Origin of the sequence: Flagellimonas allohymeniacidonis, from assembly GCF_004296335.1 — a bacterium.
In the GTDB taxonomy this organism is placed as follows: Bacteria; Bacteroidota; Bacteroidia; order Flavobacteriales; family Flavobacteriaceae; genus Flagellimonas; species Flagellimonas allohymeniacidonis.
In genome coordinates this window covers 916,895-933,530 of record NZ_SGIU01000002.1, presented here as the reverse complement: position 1 = coordinate 933,530, position 16,636 = coordinate 916,895, and the positions used below count along the sequence as shown (strand labels likewise).

At 41.4% G+C, this 16,636-nt stretch carries 18 protein-coding genes; 11 read left to right on the top strand and 7 right to left on the bottom strand.

What is annotated here, in order from left to right; all coding sequences use genetic code 11:
* The first annotated feature begins 80 nt into the window (after nucleotides 1-80).
* The 9 genes from EW142_RS12610 (at nucleotide 81) to EW142_RS12570 (ending at nucleotide 8,132) form a co-directional block, all read left to right on the top strand.
* Entirely contained in the window at nucleotides 81-515 is a 435-nt protein-coding gene (locus EW142_RS12610; RefSeq protein WP_130614369.1) for a hypothetical protein, read from the top strand.
* 104 nt (nucleotides 516-619) lie between these two features.
* A complete protein-coding gene (locus tag EW142_RS12605; protein ID WP_130614367.1) occupies nucleotides 620-2,092 on the top strand; it encodes a lipopolysaccharide biosynthesis protein in 1,473 nt (490 codons plus the stop codon).
* 3 nt (nucleotides 2,093-2,095) lie between these two features.
* A complete protein-coding gene (locus tag EW142_RS12600; protein ID WP_130614365.1) occupies nucleotides 2,096-2,860 on the top strand; it encodes a carbonic anhydrase family protein in 765 nt (254 codons plus the stop codon).
* A gap of 2 nt (nucleotides 2,861-2,862) precedes the next feature.
* A complete protein-coding gene (gene dut / locus EW142_RS12595; RefSeq protein ID WP_130615718.1) occupies nucleotides 2,863-3,297 on the top strand; it encodes a dUTP diphosphatase in 435 nt (144 codons plus the stop codon).
* Nucleotides 3,298-3,331: 34 nt separating this feature from the next.
* Complete coding sequence (locus EW142_RS12590; protein WP_130614363.1) at nucleotides 3,332-4,348, top strand: sugar phosphate nucleotidyltransferase; 1,017 nt, start codon at nucleotides 3,332-3,334, stop codon at nucleotides 4,346-4,348.
* Between the two features lie 53 nt (nucleotides 4,349-4,401).
* Nucleotides 4,402-5,289 carry a tetratricopeptide repeat protein gene (locus tag EW142_RS12585; RefSeq protein ID WP_130614361.1) on the top strand — a complete coding sequence of 296 codons (888 nt, stop codon included), beginning with the start codon at nucleotides 4,402-4,404 and terminating at the stop codon, nucleotides 5,287-5,289.
* Nucleotides 5,289-6,068, top strand: coding sequence for a lipoprotein insertase outer membrane protein LolB1 (gene lolB1, locus EW142_RS12580; RefSeq protein ID WP_240740212.1), 780 nt, complete (start codon nucleotides 5,289-5,291; stop codon nucleotides 6,066-6,068). Before EW142_RS12585 ends, lolB1 begins: the two co-directional genes overlap by 1 nt.
* 1 nt (nucleotide 6,069) lies before the next feature.
* Nucleotides 6,070-7,293: a murein hydrolase activator EnvC family protein gene (locus tag EW142_RS12575; RefSeq protein WP_130614359.1), complete on the top strand. Its 1,224-nt coding sequence runs from the start codon at nucleotides 6,070-6,072 to the stop codon at nucleotides 7,291-7,293.
* A gap of 2 nt (nucleotides 7,294-7,295) precedes the next feature.
* Nucleotides 7,296-8,132: an aldo/keto reductase gene (locus EW142_RS12570; RefSeq protein ID WP_130614357.1), complete on the top strand. Its 837-nt coding sequence runs from the start codon at nucleotides 7,296-7,298 to the stop codon at nucleotides 8,130-8,132.
* Here the strand turns inward: EW142_RS12570 and EW142_RS12565 are convergent.
* Together EW142_RS12565 and EW142_RS12560 are read right to left on the bottom strand one after the other, a co-directional pair.
* Nucleotides 8,129-8,644: an acyl-CoA thioesterase gene (locus EW142_RS12565; RefSeq protein ID WP_130614356.1), complete on the bottom strand. Its 516-nt coding sequence runs from the start codon at nucleotides 8,642-8,644 to the stop codon at nucleotides 8,129-8,131. The genes EW142_RS12570 and EW142_RS12565 overlap by 4 nt on opposite strands.
* A gap of 54 nt (nucleotides 8,645-8,698) precedes the next feature.
* Nucleotides 8,699-9,643: an HU domain-containing protein gene (locus tag EW142_RS12560; protein WP_130614354.1), complete on the bottom strand. Its 945-nt coding sequence runs from the start codon at nucleotides 9,641-9,643 to the stop codon at nucleotides 8,699-8,701.
* 104 nt (nucleotides 9,644-9,747) lie between these two features.
* Between EW142_RS12560 and dprA the strand changes: the two genes are divergently transcribed.
* Nucleotides 9,748-10,854: a DNA-processing protein DprA gene (gene dprA / locus EW142_RS12555; protein WP_130614352.1), complete on the top strand. Its 1,107-nt coding sequence runs from the start codon at nucleotides 9,748-9,750 to the stop codon at nucleotides 10,852-10,854.
* Between the two features lie 30 nt (nucleotides 10,855-10,884).
* Here dprA and trpS read toward each other — a convergent pair whose 3' ends face one another.
* The gene (gene trpS / locus EW142_RS12550) at nucleotides 10,885-11,853 is read right to left on the bottom strand and encodes a tryptophan--tRNA ligase (protein ID WP_130614350.1); all 969 of its coding nucleotides are present in this window, start codon (nucleotides 11,851-11,853) and stop codon (nucleotides 10,885-10,887) included.
* 71 nt (nucleotides 11,854-11,924) lie between these two features.
* On the opposite strand from trpS, the gene EW142_RS12545 reads away from it, so the two are divergent.
* Nucleotides 11,925-12,656 carry a lysophospholipid acyltransferase family protein gene (locus EW142_RS12545; protein WP_130614348.1) on the top strand — a complete coding sequence of 244 codons (732 nt, stop codon included), beginning with the start codon at nucleotides 11,925-11,927 and terminating at the stop codon, nucleotides 12,654-12,656.
* Between the two features lie 81 nt (nucleotides 12,657-12,737).
* Here the strand turns inward: EW142_RS12545 and EW142_RS12540 are convergent, their stop codons facing one another.
* From EW142_RS12540 to recA, 4 genes are all read right to left on the bottom strand, one after another.
* Nucleotides 12,738-14,357 (bottom strand): hypothetical protein, encoded by a 1,620-nt coding sequence (locus EW142_RS12540; RefSeq protein WP_130614346.1) that lies wholly within the window; start codon nucleotides 14,355-14,357, stop codon nucleotides 12,738-12,740.
* An 11-nt stretch (nucleotides 14,358-14,368) separates the two neighbouring features.
* Nucleotides 14,369-14,902, bottom strand: coding sequence for an RNA polymerase sigma factor (locus EW142_RS12535; RefSeq protein WP_130614344.1), 534 nt, complete (start codon nucleotides 14,900-14,902; stop codon nucleotides 14,369-14,371).
* A 29-nt stretch (nucleotides 14,903-14,931) separates the two neighbouring features.
* Nucleotides 14,932-15,372: a hypothetical protein gene (locus EW142_RS12530; protein WP_130615714.1), complete on the bottom strand. Its 441-nt coding sequence runs from the start codon at nucleotides 15,370-15,372 to the stop codon at nucleotides 14,932-14,934.
* A 98-nt stretch (nucleotides 15,373-15,470) separates the two neighbouring features.
* A complete protein-coding gene (gene recA / locus EW142_RS12525; protein WP_130614342.1) occupies nucleotides 15,471-16,478 on the bottom strand; it encodes a recombinase RecA in 1,008 nt (335 codons plus the stop codon).
* Between the last annotated feature and the right edge of the window lie 158 nt (nucleotides 16,479-16,636).

Here is a 16,636-nt window from a genome sequence, read left to right as displayed (position 1 = left end):
TTCTAACTATTATGCGAACTTTTATCCTTCTAACTTTCATGATGATATTTTTATCATCAGGTTGTTCATCCCAGAAAAGTATGATTGAAACATCACCTGTGACTTTGGGCGAAGCAAGTTGTAAACAATGGTATGGCAGCACTGAAGAAAGTGGCAAGGGTCTACTCTTGGAAATCCCTGTTTTGGACGAAGTATCTGATATAGATGTAAAACAGGCATTCTTTAGAGGTATGGTTACCGACATTCGCTGGGAAAAAAGAAAAGAAGGCCAAATACTGGTGGCTGATTTCAAAATTGAAGAGCGGACAAAACCCGATATCATCATGGATGCTGACCCTAAAGAAGAAGTTGGGAACCAACCACCAAGCTTGCACAAACAGGAAGAATTTCCCTTTGAGCTTGAATCCTCGGAGGCGATAATAAGCTACAATGATAAGGGGAAAATGAGATATTTTAAGGTTATCGGCATAAAGGATGGGAAGCCTTTGTTCTATCAACCCATGCCAAAAAACTAAATAGTCTTTCCCAAACTCCCCTAAGCTTCCCCTGAAATAGTAACTTTGGGGTTTTATGTAACTTGTGACGCGGTTTATGGAGTCCTGAAACGAATTATTTCGCATTGAACCCATTAAAAAAGCTTTTTAAACAGACCTTCATTTATGGTTTGGCCACGGTCTTACCTCGGGTCATTTCCTTCTTTTTACTTCCGCTGTACACTTCAGTTTTTGAAAATGCCGCGGGCTATGGTCAATATACCAACATATATGCTTGGATTGCCATCTTCAATGTTTTCCTCGCCTATGGCATGGAAACCGCTTTTTTTCGGTTTTATACTAAAAGTGAAAACAAAGGCAAAGTAATTTCTACCTCCTTGCTGTCTCTTCTGGGATCGTCACTTTTGTTTTTGATATTGGCCCTCACCATAAAACAATGGTTGGCCGATTTTACCAACATCAATCCCGATTTCATACGGTTTACCACCTATATTTTAGTTTTGGATGCCTTGGTCATCATTCCATTCGCGCTCTTAAGAGCGAACGAAAAGCCCATGAAATATGGCTTGTTGAAAGTGATAAACGTGGCCATCAACTTGGGCTTTAACATCTTTTTCTTGATTATATTACCAAAGCTGGTGGCCGATCAGGAAGATTCATTCTTCAGCTCCATCTTCAAAGAAAACTGGGAGATTCAATACATTTTCATTTCCAATATCTTGGCAAGTGGAATTACCTTGCTATTGCTATCACCTACTTATTTTAGAACAAAATATAGCTTCGACATCCAGCTTTGGAAACAAATGCTAAAGTATGCGGGACCTGTTATGATTGCTGGAATTGCTTTCACCATCAATGAGGTTTTTGATAAAATTCTACTTACAGAACTTCTACCTTCTGATATTGCGGAAACTGAAGTAGGTAAATATGGGGCCTGCTACAAATTGGCGCTTTTCATGACCCTATTTGGAACGGCATTTCGCATGGGTGTAGAACCTTTTTTCTTTAGCCATGCGAGCACCGAAAAACCCCAAAAAACCTATGCGGAAATCACAAATTACTTCGTAATCCTAGGGAGCACGATATTGTTGACCGTTGTGGTTTTGGTAGATCCGTTGGCCAAACTCTTAATTCGGAATTCAGTTTATTGGGAGGCTCTCGATGTAGTGCCTATTATCTTATTGGGAAGTTTCTGTTTGGGGATATACCACAGCCTATCCGTATGGTATAAAATTACGGATAGAACCCGCTTTGGCGCGTACATTTCTTCTGTGGGTGCAATTCTTACCCTGGCGATCAATTTTATTTTCATCCCAAAAATCGGATATATGGCTTCAGCCCTGGCGACATTAACCGCCTATGCCAGTATGATGTTGCTATCGTATTATTTTGGAAAGCGGTATTATCCGGTACCTTACAACACGCGTAAAATTGTTTTTTATCTTTCGATTTCAATCCTTTTTTCCGTATTGGCCTTTTATGTTTTTGGCAGAAATTTAATAGCCGGGGGGCTTCTACTTTTGTTATTTTTGGGCATGCTTTATAAGCTAGAAGGTGATAAGCTCAAGATGATATTTCAGAAACCTTCCAAAACCTAGGACATGAAGGCGATAAAGATTCTACCTTTCCTCTTGCCTATCCTGCTTTCTTCCTGTGTGGAAAGGACCCACAAAAAGGAAATTGAGCAGAGAGCAGTCATTGAACCAGACTCCGTATATGTCCATGAAGACGGTACAGTTTGTCATGCCCAGTCACCCATTAACATTTTGTCTTCCGAACAAAAAGATGGAAAGCACAATATCACATTTAGTTTCAAAGACGAGATCAATTCGGTGGAAAATTTGGGACATACGGTCCAAGTTGATTTTAAAATCGGAAGCACGGTTGAAGTCGATGGTGAAACCTTTGAATTTAAACAGGCACACTTTCACACTCCCTCTGAGCATCTTATTGATGGGGTAACCTATCCTATGGAAATGCATGTGGTCAATACCTTAAAAGGCCAAGAAGCGGGCCAAGAAACGGAGTTTCTGGTACTTGGCTTTCTTTTCAAAATGGGAGATTCCAACCCATTTGTATCACATGTTCTTAATTCGGTTCCTGAAGAGGAAAACGCAATAAAAGAAGTGGACTTGGGAGAGATCCAATTTTCTGATTTTATTGAAGAAGGCGATGATTTGTTGGGCCATTACTATCATTATAAAGGCTCGCTTACCACCCCACCATATTCAGAAACAGTAAGATGGTATGTTACTAAAAATATTTACGAGGCCTCGCCAAATCAGATAACTTCAATTTTGAACATTGAAGGAGTCAACGCAAGACATATTCAAGGGATAAATGATAGAACAATTGAAACAGAATGAACATAGAGATTAAGGTTATCAACACTTCCAATCACGCTTTGCCAAGTTATGAGACCATTGCTTCCGCAGGAATGGACTTAAGGGCAAATCTTGAGCAGCCGATTACGTTGAAGAGTTTGGAAAGGGCAATAATCCCCACTGGAATTTTTATGGAACTGCCCATTGGGTATGAGGCCCAGGTGCGCCCCAGGAGTGGTTTGGCTGCAAAGAAGGGGATTACAGTTTTAAATGCCCCGGGTACCGTTGATGCGGACTATCGTGGCGAAGTTGGGGTGATATTGGTAAATCTTTCACAAGACGAATTTGTAGTTCAAGATGGTGAACGCATTGCGCAAATGGTCATTGCTAAACATGAACGAGTGGAATGGAGTGAGTCCAAGACCTTAACAGCGACAGAACGTGGGTCGGGAGGCTTTGGCAGTACAGGCACACAATAAACCCAAACACTAAATACGTTATACTAAAGAACACATGAAAATAATTGTACCCATGGCAGGAAGGGGTTCCCGATTACGGCCACATACCCTAACAGTTCCAAAACCTTTGATTCCGGTGGCGGGCAAACCTATTGTGCATCGACTCGTATCAGATATTGCCAAAGTATTGGGAGAGCCCATAGAGGAAATTGCCTTTATTTTGGGAGACCCAGCTTTTTTTGGGGATGACGTTGTAGAAAGCTTGACAGAGCTTGCGGAAGGCCTAGGAGCCAAGGCCTCCATCTACAGGCAAGATGAGCCCTTAGGCACGGGACATGCCATTATGAGCGCAAAGGAATCCCTAAGCGGACCTGCGGTAATAGCCTACGCAGACACCTTGATTCGTGCGGATTTTGATTTGGACAGAAAAGCAGATAGTGTCATTTGGGTGAAACAAGTAGATAGGCCTGAAGCGTATGGTGTAGTTAAGTTAAGTGAGGCCAACGAAATTGTTGAACTTGTAGAAAAACCAAAGGAATACGTATCCGATTTGGCGGTTATTGGTATTTACTATTTTAAGGATGTTGGCCAATTAAAAGAAGAGTTGCAATATGTTCTCGACCATAATGTAATCAATGGGGGAGAGTACCAAATCAATGATGGCATTAAGCGAATGATGGAAAAAGGCATGAAGTTTGTGCCTGGGAAAGTGGATGAATGGATGGATTGCGGCAACAAGGATGTCACCGTGGAAACCAATCAACGCATGCTTGGATTTTTAGAAAAAGATGGTGAAGAATTGGTTGCACCAACAGTTATCCTGGAAAATGCCAATATCGTTGAGCCTTGTTTTATCGCGGAAGATGTTACCATAAGAAATACAACCGTGGGGCCTTATGTTTCAGTAGGAGCTAACACGGTTTTGGAAAACTCAACCATAAAAAATAGCATCATCCAAAGTAATACGAAGATTATGAATGCCAACCTCGACAATGCAATGGTTGGCAACCATGTGGTATTTGACGGTAAGTTTGAAACAGTAAGCCTAGGGGACTACTCTGAGATGAAGTAGCTAGGCGCTAAAAAATAAAGGAAAATCAATTGAGGAAAGTCTTCTTGAAATATATGCTCATCTTATTGCTTCCGGTTGCGTTATGGGCCCAGGAAGAGGAAAGCGCCGAGGTATTCCTTGAGGACTATACCGACGAGTTCCAAGAAGCTTTTTTTGAGGCCTTAAAGCAGAAGGGAATTCAAAATTATGATAGGGCTACCTCTTATTTTTTTCAATGCAAAAGATTGGATTCTTCCAAGAGTGTGGTGGACTATGAGTTGGCGCGTACCTTTTTCTTGGATAAGAAGTACCCTCAAGCACAGCAATATGCCATTATGGCACTTAATGCCGAACCAAGTAATTACTGGTATTTGGAAAATTTGGTGACCATTTTGGACAATCAGGGGGGCAATATCAATAATCTCCAAGGCAGTGTTCCCGTAATCCAGGGAGAGCTAAGGGAAAATCTAGCTCGAGTTTACTTTTACAAAAGAAAATATGAGGAAGCCCTTCAAACCCTGGAAGGGTTGGGAAATAATTCGTCCGTTGAAAGCCTTAGAAAAAAGATAAATGACTCTATTCGTTCCTTGCAAAGGAACCACACAGAACGGATAAAACCTAAGCAGGAAGAAGAAATAGCAAACGATCCTGTTACAAATTATAGCAGTCAAATCGAAAAATTGATTTTAGGTTCTGAATTTAATACATTGGAAAAAGTGGCCAAGGAAGCCTTGGATAATTATCCTCTACAACCATATTTTCATTATGCCTATGGCCTTTCTTTGGGCAGAACCTCAAGGGAAAAACAAGCTATAGAAGTTTTAGAAGCCGGCTTGGATTTCATTTTGGATAATACGGTACTCCGCAATAAAATGTATCAAGAACTCGCCAAGGCCCATGCGAATTTGGGGGATAATGAAAAATCCAAAGAATATTTAAACAAAATTGAACCAAGGTCCTGATGATGAAAGGAATAGAAATAAAACAATTGGTTTATTTTGGGTTGGTAGCCTTGTTATTGTCCTCATGCAAGAGCACAAAGGCCATTGCCTCTGGAGAAGTTGATTTGGGTATTTCAACCAAGAAGATCATTTCAAACCACTATGAGAACCAAACCGATTTCAAAACCCTGAGGGGTAAGGTTAAAATTGATTATTTCAATGGCAAAGAAAACCAAGCCGTTTCGGTAAGCCTCAGGATGCAGAAAGATAGGGTCATTTGGATGAGCGCTCCTTTAGGTGTGGTGAAGGCCCATATAACCCCGGAAAGAGTTTCTTTTTATAATAAACTTCAAGGCGAATACTTTGATGGGGACTTTGGTTATTTGAGTCAGTTGTTGGGGACAGAGCTTGATTTTAAAATTGTTCAAAACCTTCTACTTGGTAATGCCCTCCGTGATTTAAGGGAAGACAGATACGTTTCTTCTGTGAGTGACGGTAATTATGAACTTAAGCCGAAACGCACCAAGGAATTCTTTAAGCTATTGTTCCAATTGGAGCCGAAAAATTTTAAAATAGCGACACAAGAGATTATCCAACCGGAAAAGGAAATTGTGTTGAGTGCAGATTATACCTATCAGGATGTTTCTGGCAAAGTTCTTCCCAATGAAGTTAGAATTTTGGCTATTGATCAGGATGACAAAACTACTATTGACCTTAATTTCAGGAACCTGGAATTGAACAAATCCCTTAACTTTCCCTATAAAATCCCCAAGGGTTATGATGAAATAATATTAAAGTAATATGAGAGTTAAGACCACATATTATGTTTATTTCGTTTTAGTTACGCTGTTTTTTTGCTTTACTGGTTTTGGTCAAACCAGTGAACAGAAGTCGTTAGAGGCCAAACGGGACCGACTACAACAAGAAATCAAGGAAATCAACAGACTTTTATTTGCTGAGAGAAAGGAAAAGGGAAGTGTTTTGGAGCAAATGGAGGCTTTAGATAAGAAGATTAATGTTCGACAGGAACTCATTAGAGTGACGAATCAGCAATCCAATCTATTGAACCGACAAATCAATGTAAACATTCGCAGCATTAGCAAATTGAGGAAGGACTTAGATGTGCTTAAAGAGGATTACGCAGCCTTGGTCCAAAAATCCTATCAAAATAAGACGCAGAACAGCAGATTGATGTTTTTGCTTTCCGCAGAGAGCTTTTACCAAGCCTATAAAAGGCTTCAATACATGAAACAATACGCGCAACAGCGGAAAAAGCAGGGGGAGGAAATTATTTCGAAAACTGAAGAACTGTCAACAAGAAACCGAGACCTTATTACCCAAAGAAAAGAAAAGGAACAGTTGCTGGCTGAGAACAAAAAGGTAAAAACAGAGTTATTTCGTGAAATAGAATCCCAAAAGAATTTATTGACCAGCATTAGGCAAAATGAGACTCGATACACTGCCGCTATTGATAAGAAGCGAAGAGAAGCCCGTAAGATAGATCGCGAAATAGACCGGCTTATAAAAAGTGCGATTGTATCGAATAACCGGAAAACGGGAAGCAAGAGCGCTACTAAGTTTGCCCTAACCCCCGAAGCGAGGTTGGTAGCTAATAATTTTTCTGCAAATAAGGGCAAACTCATCTGGCCGGTGGAAAAAGGAATCAAAAGTCAGGGTTTTGGCGTTTACAATGACAAACTTTACCCTGGCATTAAACATAGAAACAACGGAGTGACCATTGTAACCGATAAGGGCAGTACCGCAAGGGCGATTTTTGAGGGGGAAGTAATTGCCATTTTAACGGTTCCGGGAGGCAGTAGAGGAGTGCAAATCAAACATGGTAACTATATTAGCACATATTATAATTTGTCCCGACTTTTTGTAAAAAAAGGAGATAGAGTAGGAGCTAAAGAAGTGTTGGGAGAAATAAATACCAATCGGTTTGATGGCACTACGAAGCTTAAGTTTTATCTTTATCAAGACTCAAACAGGCTAAACCCTGAAGAGTGGATCTATCAACTATAATTATGCGGAAAATCACTGATTTACAAGGCACCTTTGAACTTCATAATGGTGTGCAAATGCCCTATTTTGGATTAGGGGTATACCTATCCAAGGATGGAAACGAAGTTATAATGGCTGTGAAGGATGCTTTAGAACACGGATATCGACATATAGATACGGCCTCCATATATAATAATGAGAATGGTGTTGGTGAGGGCATAAGGGCAAGTAAGGTTGACCGTGAGGATATTTTTGTGGTAAGCAAGGTTTGGAACAGCGATCAAGGCTATGAATCTACGCTTAAGGCCTACGAGGATAGTCTGGAAAGATTGGGACTTGATTATCTCGATCTCTATTTAATCCACTGGCCCAAAGAAGGGCTGTACAAGGAAACATGGAGGGCGCTTGAAAAACTTTATAAAGAAAAGCGGGTTCGAGCGATTGGTGTGAGCAATTTTCTAAAGCACCATTTGGAGGACTTATTTACTGGGGCAGAAATAGTTCCAATGATTAACCAGATGGAGTTTCATCCCTTTTTGATACAACAAGATTTAGTTGATTTCTGTCATCAAAATGGGATTCAGTATGAAGCATGGTCCCCGATGATGCAAGGGCATATTTTTGGAATGGAGGAATTCAAGAATTTAGCCAAAAAATACAATAAGACCATTGCACAGATTGTACTTCGTTGGGATTTGCAAAAAGGCGTGGTTACTATTCCCAAGTCCTCAAAAAAGGAACGTATCGTCGCCAATGCCGATATATTCAATTTTGAATTGGATGCACAGGATATGGCGTTGTTGGATGCCATGGACCAAGGAAAAAGGTTCGGCCCTGACCCCGACAACTTTGATTTCTAGGAAGAGGTAAATAGTGCCTTCAGCTCTGTTGCGTCTCCTGGCTTCATTTTACCAGCCAAAACCAAACTTAACTGACGCCTACGCAGTGCTCCGGCATAACGTTCCTTCTCCAAATCGGTTTCCGGGGTAATTTCTGGCACATCTGTTGGTTTCCCAGTTTCATCCACGGCAACAAAAGTGTATATAGCTTCATTGGCCTTGGAACGTTCACCTGTAAATCGGTCTTCCATCCATACATCAATATAGACCTCCATCGAAGTTCGAAAAGCGCGGGATAGGGAAGCTTCTATAGTCACTACACTGCCTAGCGGAACATTTCTATTGAATGCAACATGGTTTACTGAAGCGGTAACCGTAATTCGCCTACTATGCCGCCGGGCAGCAATACTGGCAGCTCTGTCCATACGGGCCAACAGCTCACCCCCAAAAAGATTGTTTAAGGGATTGGTCTCACCCGGCAAAACCATATCGGTCATTACGGTTTTGGATTCTTTGGGAGTTTTAGGTGCCATACTTTTTTCGGCAAATATAGGCCAGCCCTAAAATTTAAATGGAGATAGAGGGAATTATTTTTCCGATAGGAGCCAAGCGTCAGGAGAATCAGTACGCTTAACTTTTTTCAAAAAGACAAGTGCTTCTTTCGGGTCTTCAAAGCTGTCATAGGCCACTTGATGCAACCCAAATCGGTTTTCACCCAAATAAAAAGCATTGAATCCTTTTCTTTTCAGCTGGGCTATTTTCTTTTCTGCGTTTTGCTGTATCCGAAAAGCGCCAGCAATGACATGGTGGCTGCCCAGGCTCTTCTTTTTTACTTCCAAACTTAGAGCGGGCAGTTCCAAAGGAGAGGAGTCAAAAAAAGTGGCTTCCTGTATCAAACGGGATACTTGTACCTGAGCATCTTGCTGTGCAGTGACCTGCTTTTTTTGAAAATCCCCGTAGGTTTTATAACCCGTAAATCCGAAGGAAACAGCCAACAAAATTACGGCTGCATATTTCAACCATGGGCGAAAAGAAGTTTCTTCCCTTTTTTCTGGTGTGATAATAAACGGAATCTTTTCCTCAAGTTGTTCCACCTCCTCTTTCAAAACCTCCCGCTGAATGGGAGTGGCAGCAAATGTAGCAAGACCAAAGGAAGAAGTAAGGTAGTTGATTTTGTTCTCTGGCTGAAACTGAATTCTTTTTTCGCCATTCAACCAAAGTTTTCCGATACCAAAAAGCTCAATGTGTTCGCCTTCCTTCATCCTTTCCATCCAATCTTCACCGACCTGTTCAACTTCATTCAAAAGCGACTCATAGCCTAGCTTTTTTTCCTTGGCAATATGCGAAATAAGTAGCCCGTCATTCTTGCTCAATTGTGCATTGAACGAGATGGTTTTGCCCGGGGGAATAAGAGTGTTACTATTCACATCGATTTCAGCGGATTTTCCATGTGCCAGAAAAGCACCGAAACCGGGGACAACCACACAGTTGTATTCGTACAACAACTCTTGTATGTATGACTCAATGCGCATATTCGCAAATATTATAAAAATTAGAAGAGCACGAAATATGGGTCATAACTTTTTATTAACATTTAAAAAACAGTATTTTGAACGGCTTTTTTAACCAAAAATAAATGACTGATAATGAATTCATTGATGCCCTAAGATTGCAAGCCGTTCCCAATATTGGCGATATTACCGCGAAAAAACTGATAGCCCACTGCGGTAGTCCAACAGCAATTTTTGAGGACAAAATGCAGCGCCTTCTAAAAATTGATGGGATTGGCACACACACCCTCAAGGGACTTTTCAACAAAGTCCACAAAGAACAGGCCGAAGAAGAGTATGAATTTTGCGTTAGAAACGACCTACAGTTGAGTTATTTTATGAATTCTGATTATCCTGAATACCTGAAACATTGTGTCGATTCTCCCATACTATTGTTCCAAAAGGGAAATATCGATTTAAAGAACCGGAAAATAATCAGTGTGGTAGGTACCCGAAATAGTACGAGCTACGGAATGGCTTTCTGTGAGAGGTTTGTTGAGGAAATTGCACCTCTGGATCCCATTATCGTAAGCGGATTTGCCTATGGAGTTGACATCACCATGCATAGGGCGGCCATGGAAAAAGGGCTACAAACCATTGGATGTTTGGCCCATGGGTTAAATCAGTTTTATCCGAAAGCACACAAAAAGTATGCGTCGAGAGTAATGGAAAATGGAGGTTTTATTACAGAGTTTTGGAGTACGAGCAACCCGGATAGGGAAAACTTTTTAAAGCGAAATCGAATTATTGCAGGAATGAGCGAGGCCACTATTGTGGTGGAATCGGCCGAAAAGGGAGGAAGTTTGGTGACGGCAGATTTGGCCAATGGCTATGACCGGGAGGTATTTGCCGTACCAGGAAGATACTCTGACAAATTCAGCAAGGGATGCAATGATTTAATCAAGCGACAAAAGGCACATATGCTGACTTCGGCGGCCGAACTGATTTATTTATTGGGATGGGAAATCGATGAAAAAAAAGAACCCTTAAGCGTACAAAAACAATTATTCGTTGATTTGGATGATAAGGAAAGGTCCATTTATGAGTATTTACAACAAAATGGAAAACAACAATTGGATACGGTTGCCCTGGAATGTAATATGCCAATTTTTAGGGTTTCCTCCACTTTGCTCGAAATGGAAATGAAGGGGGTGATACGACCCTTGCCCGGTAAACTTTTTGAGGCCGTCTAACCGGATAAACCGTTTAAAGGAATTCCAGAATTAATACCCAACTCTTTCCCTAACCCGGTTCAAAACCTCATCAGCCACCTTTTTCGCTTTTTCGGCTCCAATCGAAAGTGCCTCATCAACTTCATCTAAATGGTTGATGTAATAATCAAAGCGCTCCCTTGGTTCTTGAAATTTGGTCGAGATTACTTCAAAAAGGGCCTGTTTGGCGTGCCCATAACCATAGTTCCCTGCCAAATAATTGGCGCTCATCTCCTCAATCTGTTCTTCGCTCGCCAGAAGTTTGTATAGTGCAAACACGTTATCATTGGTAGGGTCCTTTGGTTCTTCCATCGGAGTGCTGTCGGTTACAATCCCCATAATCTGTTTGCGGAGCTTTTTGTCCGTTTGAAAGAGGTCGATAATGTTGCCTTTGCTCTTGCTCATTTTTTGTCCATCGGTACCCGGAACATACATGGTTGCCTCTTGAACCTGGGCTTCGGGAAGCACAAAGGTTTCACCCATTTGATGATGGAATCTTGAGGCTACATCCCGTGTCATTTCCAAATGCTGTAATTGATCTTTTCCAACAGGGACGATGTTCGCATCGTACAACAAAATATCAGCTGCCATCAACATGGGATATTGAAATAATCCAGAATTAACATCCTCGAGCCGTTCAGCCTTGTCTTTGAATGAATGTGCCAGGGTAAGTCGCTGGTAAGGAAAAAAGCAACTAAGGTACCAGGCAAGCTCGGTTACTTGTGGTACATCGCTTTGTCGGTAAAAGACCGTGGTCTCAATATCAAGTCCGAATGCCAACCAAGTGGCTGCCGTGGCATAAGTGTTTTTCCTCAGCTCTTCGCCATTTTTAATTTGGGTTAGCGAGTGCATGTCCGCAATAAAAAGAAAGGATTCGTTATTGGGGTCCTGCGCCATTTGTATTGCGGGAACTATAGCTCCCAAAATATTGCCCAAATGAGGGGTGCCTGTACTTTGAATGCCCGTTAAGATTCGTGCCATGGATGAATTTGTAAAAGGGCAAAGGTAAAAGAATTCAAAAAATACAAGGTCAAATTCTTACTTTTGGCAACGTGCTAAAAGCAGTTAAGAACATCGGGCATGTACTTTACAGAATATGGTTTTATGTTCTAGTGGCGGTTCCTATATTTCTTTTTCTTCCTGCACTGCTACTAACCACAATTTCTGAGAAAACCTACAAAGAATTTTTTTGGTTGGCCCGAAACCTATGGGCCAAACCTATCTTATATGGAATGGGATGTTTCCCAAAGGTTACCTATGAGCAAAACTTGGTAAAGGGCAAGAGCTATATGTTGGTGGCCAACCATACCAGTATGTTGGACATAATGCTGATGTTGGTGGTAAGCAGGAACCCTTTTGTCTTTGTGGGAAAAAAAGAATTGGTGAAGATTCCAGTATTTGGTTTTTTCTACAAGAGAGTCTGCATTATGGTAGATCGCGAAGATATAAGAAGTAGAACAGGAGTTTACCGACGTGCACAACGACGCCTTGATCAGGGACTAAGTATCTGCATTTTTCCTGAAGGCGGTGTGCCTGATGAGGAAGTTGTTTTGGGAGATTTTAAGGATGGAGCTTTCAAAATGGCGATAGCACACAAAATACCCGTGGTACCCATTACCTTCTACGACAATAAAAAACGTTTTTCGTTCAAGTTTTTAAGTGGAGGACCTGGGAAGGTCAGGGCCAAAGTACACCGTTTTTTTGAAACAGGAATATTAGCCGAAGATGATAAAATAACCCTGCGGGAGGAAGTCAGGGAAGTGCTATTAAATTCTTTGACGTAAACCTCAAAAAAACACCCTACCACATGGGCAGGGTGCTAATTGATTGCCTTAAGGAGCAATCTTCCTAACCAACTTTGTACATCAGAACTTAAAGCTAACCCCACTGTAGACCCCTACTGAGAAAGGTCTAAACGGACCAGCTGTTTCTGAAAAAGTATTCAATTGATATTTGAACATGGGCTCTAAATTCAATTGCACCTTGGGAGAAAATTCGTAGTTAAGGCCAATGCCCACATTGGTGCTAAAATTCACGGAGTTGGCATTGTTGGCTTCACCCATTTCCGTAATCAATTCATTGGATTCCAACAAAACTGTATTGTCCACTAGAAAAAGTGAACTAACACCACCAATTACATCAACTCCAAACTTCTTGTCAATAAGGGCATAATTAAGCTCCAAAGGAATCTCTATATATCCTAGTTGTTGTACCATCTTACCTTCAAGCCCTGGGGTTTCCGTGGAATTCAACTCTACGAAGGCGTCATTCGCAGCGGCACTGGGCACACTTCGTTTGCTTTGTACTACCAAGTTGCGTGAGGTCTGACTATAGTTAATATTATCGATAAGCGCATTGGTCGAACTTTCTATCGAAGAAGAGAACACAATTTCATTCGTGTCATATCCAAAATCCACCCGGTGCACACCAGATCGTACCTTAAGCCTTTTGCCCAGATCATAGGCCACAGTAAGACCATAACTCAGGTTTACATTTCCGGATTTTGAATTCGAACTAAAATTGGAATGGATTGGAGAACCTTCACCCGACCCGTTAAAGTAAACCGGGGCAACTGAAGGCCCAACGGACCATTTGGCGCCTGAATTTTCGGCTATCAGTTCTTCTTCTTCCTCAGCATTTTGCTCAGCAATGGCATCAAATATTGATTTCTTTTCTGATTCTTCATCATCCTTCTTGTCCTCTTTTTCTTCCGTCTCAGTTTGCGCGACGGCTTCTTTTTTCAATTGGTCATCGACCGCATTTTTGTCCAGTAAATTAGGAGTAGGACGTTCTTCCTTTTCATTTTTCAGACTTTCCTGTTGATTCACCACGGCAACTTCAGATTTTTTGCTTTCCAAAATATTGTTGGAGTCCAATTTGGATTTGTCGGAGGTGTTTTCCTTTTTCGCATCATTTTGTGCAACAGCCTCTTTCTCCGAAACCTTTCTGTCAATTAGATTCTGTTCTTGCTGTTTCTTATCAGAAGCTACTGGCTCTCCCTTTTCGTTGGCCTCAGCGATTACTGTGTTAGGAATTGCCTTTTTACTAGAATCAATCTCTTTGGAGTCATTTTTTCGTTCGTCAGATTCGGCCAGGGTGCTTCCTATTTCATTTGAATTATCTAGCTGTTTGGATTGTATCGCAGGATCACTCACTCTGCCATCATTATTTTCATCAACAACTTCAGTATCGGTAATCAATGAATCATTGGTTTCTGATGATTTTTCTTGCGTTTCGATATCCGTAAGTACAGGAGTGTTTGTTTCATTGGATGGTGAAGTATCCCCCAACGGATTAACTATATAGAAGAGAAGGGCCAACAAAGCCGCAACTCCTCCAAGGCGCCACCATATGGGTATAACCCTTTTCTTCTGCTTCTTCTTGTCCAAAGTATCCTCAATGGATTTCCAAACCCCTTCATCGGGCTTTTCGTGGAAATCCTTAAAGGTATCCCTGAACAATTGCTCTAAATTCTTTTTCCCCATTCTTAAATCCTTTAAGCAATGTTTATGTTTTCTTTTTCTATTTTTTCCCTCAATATCATTTTGGCACGGGCCAAATTTGATTTTGAAGTCCCAGTGGATGTCCCCAACATCTCACTTATTTCTTTGTGACTGTAACCGTCAAGCACATAAAGGTTGAATGTAATTCTGTATTTGTTCGGTAAGTCCTGAATGTGCCCCAAGAGTGTGGACAAACTGATATCCACTTGATCTACGTCGACCTCTGTGATATCCTCCCCAACATTTTCAGAAACAACATCCATGTATTGTTCCTTCCTGTACTTTTGGAGTACAGTGTTAACAGTTATTCTTTTAATCCATCCTTCAAATGAGCCTTTAAAATTGAACTGGCCAATCTTATCAAAAATCGTAATGAAACTGTCGTGCAGATTATCTTCTGCTTCGATTTTGTTTCTGGAATATTTCAGACACATACCGAAAAGAATACCGGAATATTTCCGGTACAATTCAGCTTGCGCTTTTCGTTTTCCTTGTTTACAATTATGTATTAGCTCCTCAAGATCCAAATGTTGGTTAATTTTGGATTGTTGATTTTTTAGTTTGCCGGTCCAGTGTCCGTTTCCACGGGCACCGTATACTCCAAATACCTAGAATTACCTTCGTTATCCTGACCGGCATAAAACCTGAAATGATAATCCTCGGTAAAAATAACTGTGAATTGAAAGGTCGCTGCTACTTCTTCCACGGCCTGGGTACAGGCAGTTTCATCCGTAATTACAGAACCGATAACCAGCACATCCCTATCGGTTTCCCCAGTTTTGGTAATATCAAAACCTTCAAAGAAGGTACAGCCATTGGGTCGTAAATAAGTGACCTCAATATTATAGGTTGTATTTACCGCAAAGGAATCCGGAACATTGGCATCGACTACCGAAAGTGTGGTGAAATGAAAGTTTTGTTCATCATCATCCAAATCACATGAATAAAATAAGGAGCATACCCCAAAAAGAGCAAATATCACAATTGCCTTTTTCATCATTGATATTGTTTATCTCCTAGATGACCATGGTAATCAAGGGTTGCGTAAGATTTTCACAACCTAAAGTTAACAAAGAAATTGGTGGGACTGCCTGCTTAGGCCGTAACAGCGGCGATGGCCTCCTTGATCTTGCCCTCCAACTCTTCGGAAAGCTCTGGATTGTCCGCCAGCAGGGTCTTTACAGCATCCCTTCCCTGTCCTAGTTTGGTCTCCCCATAACTGAACCACGAACCGCTCTTTTTCACAATTTCATAAGCCACGCCCAAATCAAGGATTTCCCCAATTTTTGAGATACCCTCTCCATACATGATGTCGAACTCGGCAGTCTTAAAAGGAGGAGCCACTTTGTTCTTAACCACTTTTACCCTCGTTTTGTTTCCTTGAACGGTACCATCGGTATCCTTTATTTGGGTCGAACGGCGAATATCAAGTCGAACGGAAGCGTAGAATTTAAGTGCATTACCTCCAGTTGTTGTTTCTGGGTTTCCAAACATCACGCCAATTTTCTCGCGTAATTGATTGATAAAAATTACGGTACAGTTGGTTTTGCTTATCGTTGAGGTTAGCTTTCGAAGTGCTTGGGACATCAACCTGGCATGGAGTCCCATTTTGGAGTCCCCCATCTCACCCTCAATCTCACTTTTTGGTGTAAGGGCAGCTACGGAATCCACAATTACGATGTCGATGGCTCCAGACCTAATCAAGTTGTCTGTGATTTCCAAAGCCTGTTCCCCATGATCGGGTTGTGAGATAATCAAATTATCAATGTCCACACCCAATTTTTGGGCATAAAAACGGTCAAAGGCATGCTCAGCGTCTATAAAGGCAGCGATGCCTCCGGCCTTTTGAGCCTCCGCAATGGCATGAAGGGTTAAGGTGGTTTTACCCGAGGACTCTGGACCATAAATTTCGATGACCCTTCCTCTGGGATAGCCCCCTACGCCTAAAGCAATATCCAAGCCCAATGATCCCGAAGGGATTACCTCGACGTCTTCTACAACGCTGTCCCCCATCTTCATAACGGCTCCTTTGCCATAGGTTTTATCCAGTTTGTCGAGGGTGAGTTTTAAGGCTTTGAGTTTTGCTTCTTTTTCGTTGCTCATAATTATGATATTTGACGAGCTAAATTACCATTTCTTTTTTCATGCTACAATGCATGCGCAACCTTTTTGAAAATATGACATCTGTCAGGTAACCTTCCTAAATGGACAAAATAGCGAACGGGCTGTTCGCGTTCCGCATATCTTTAGTGATTGGGAAA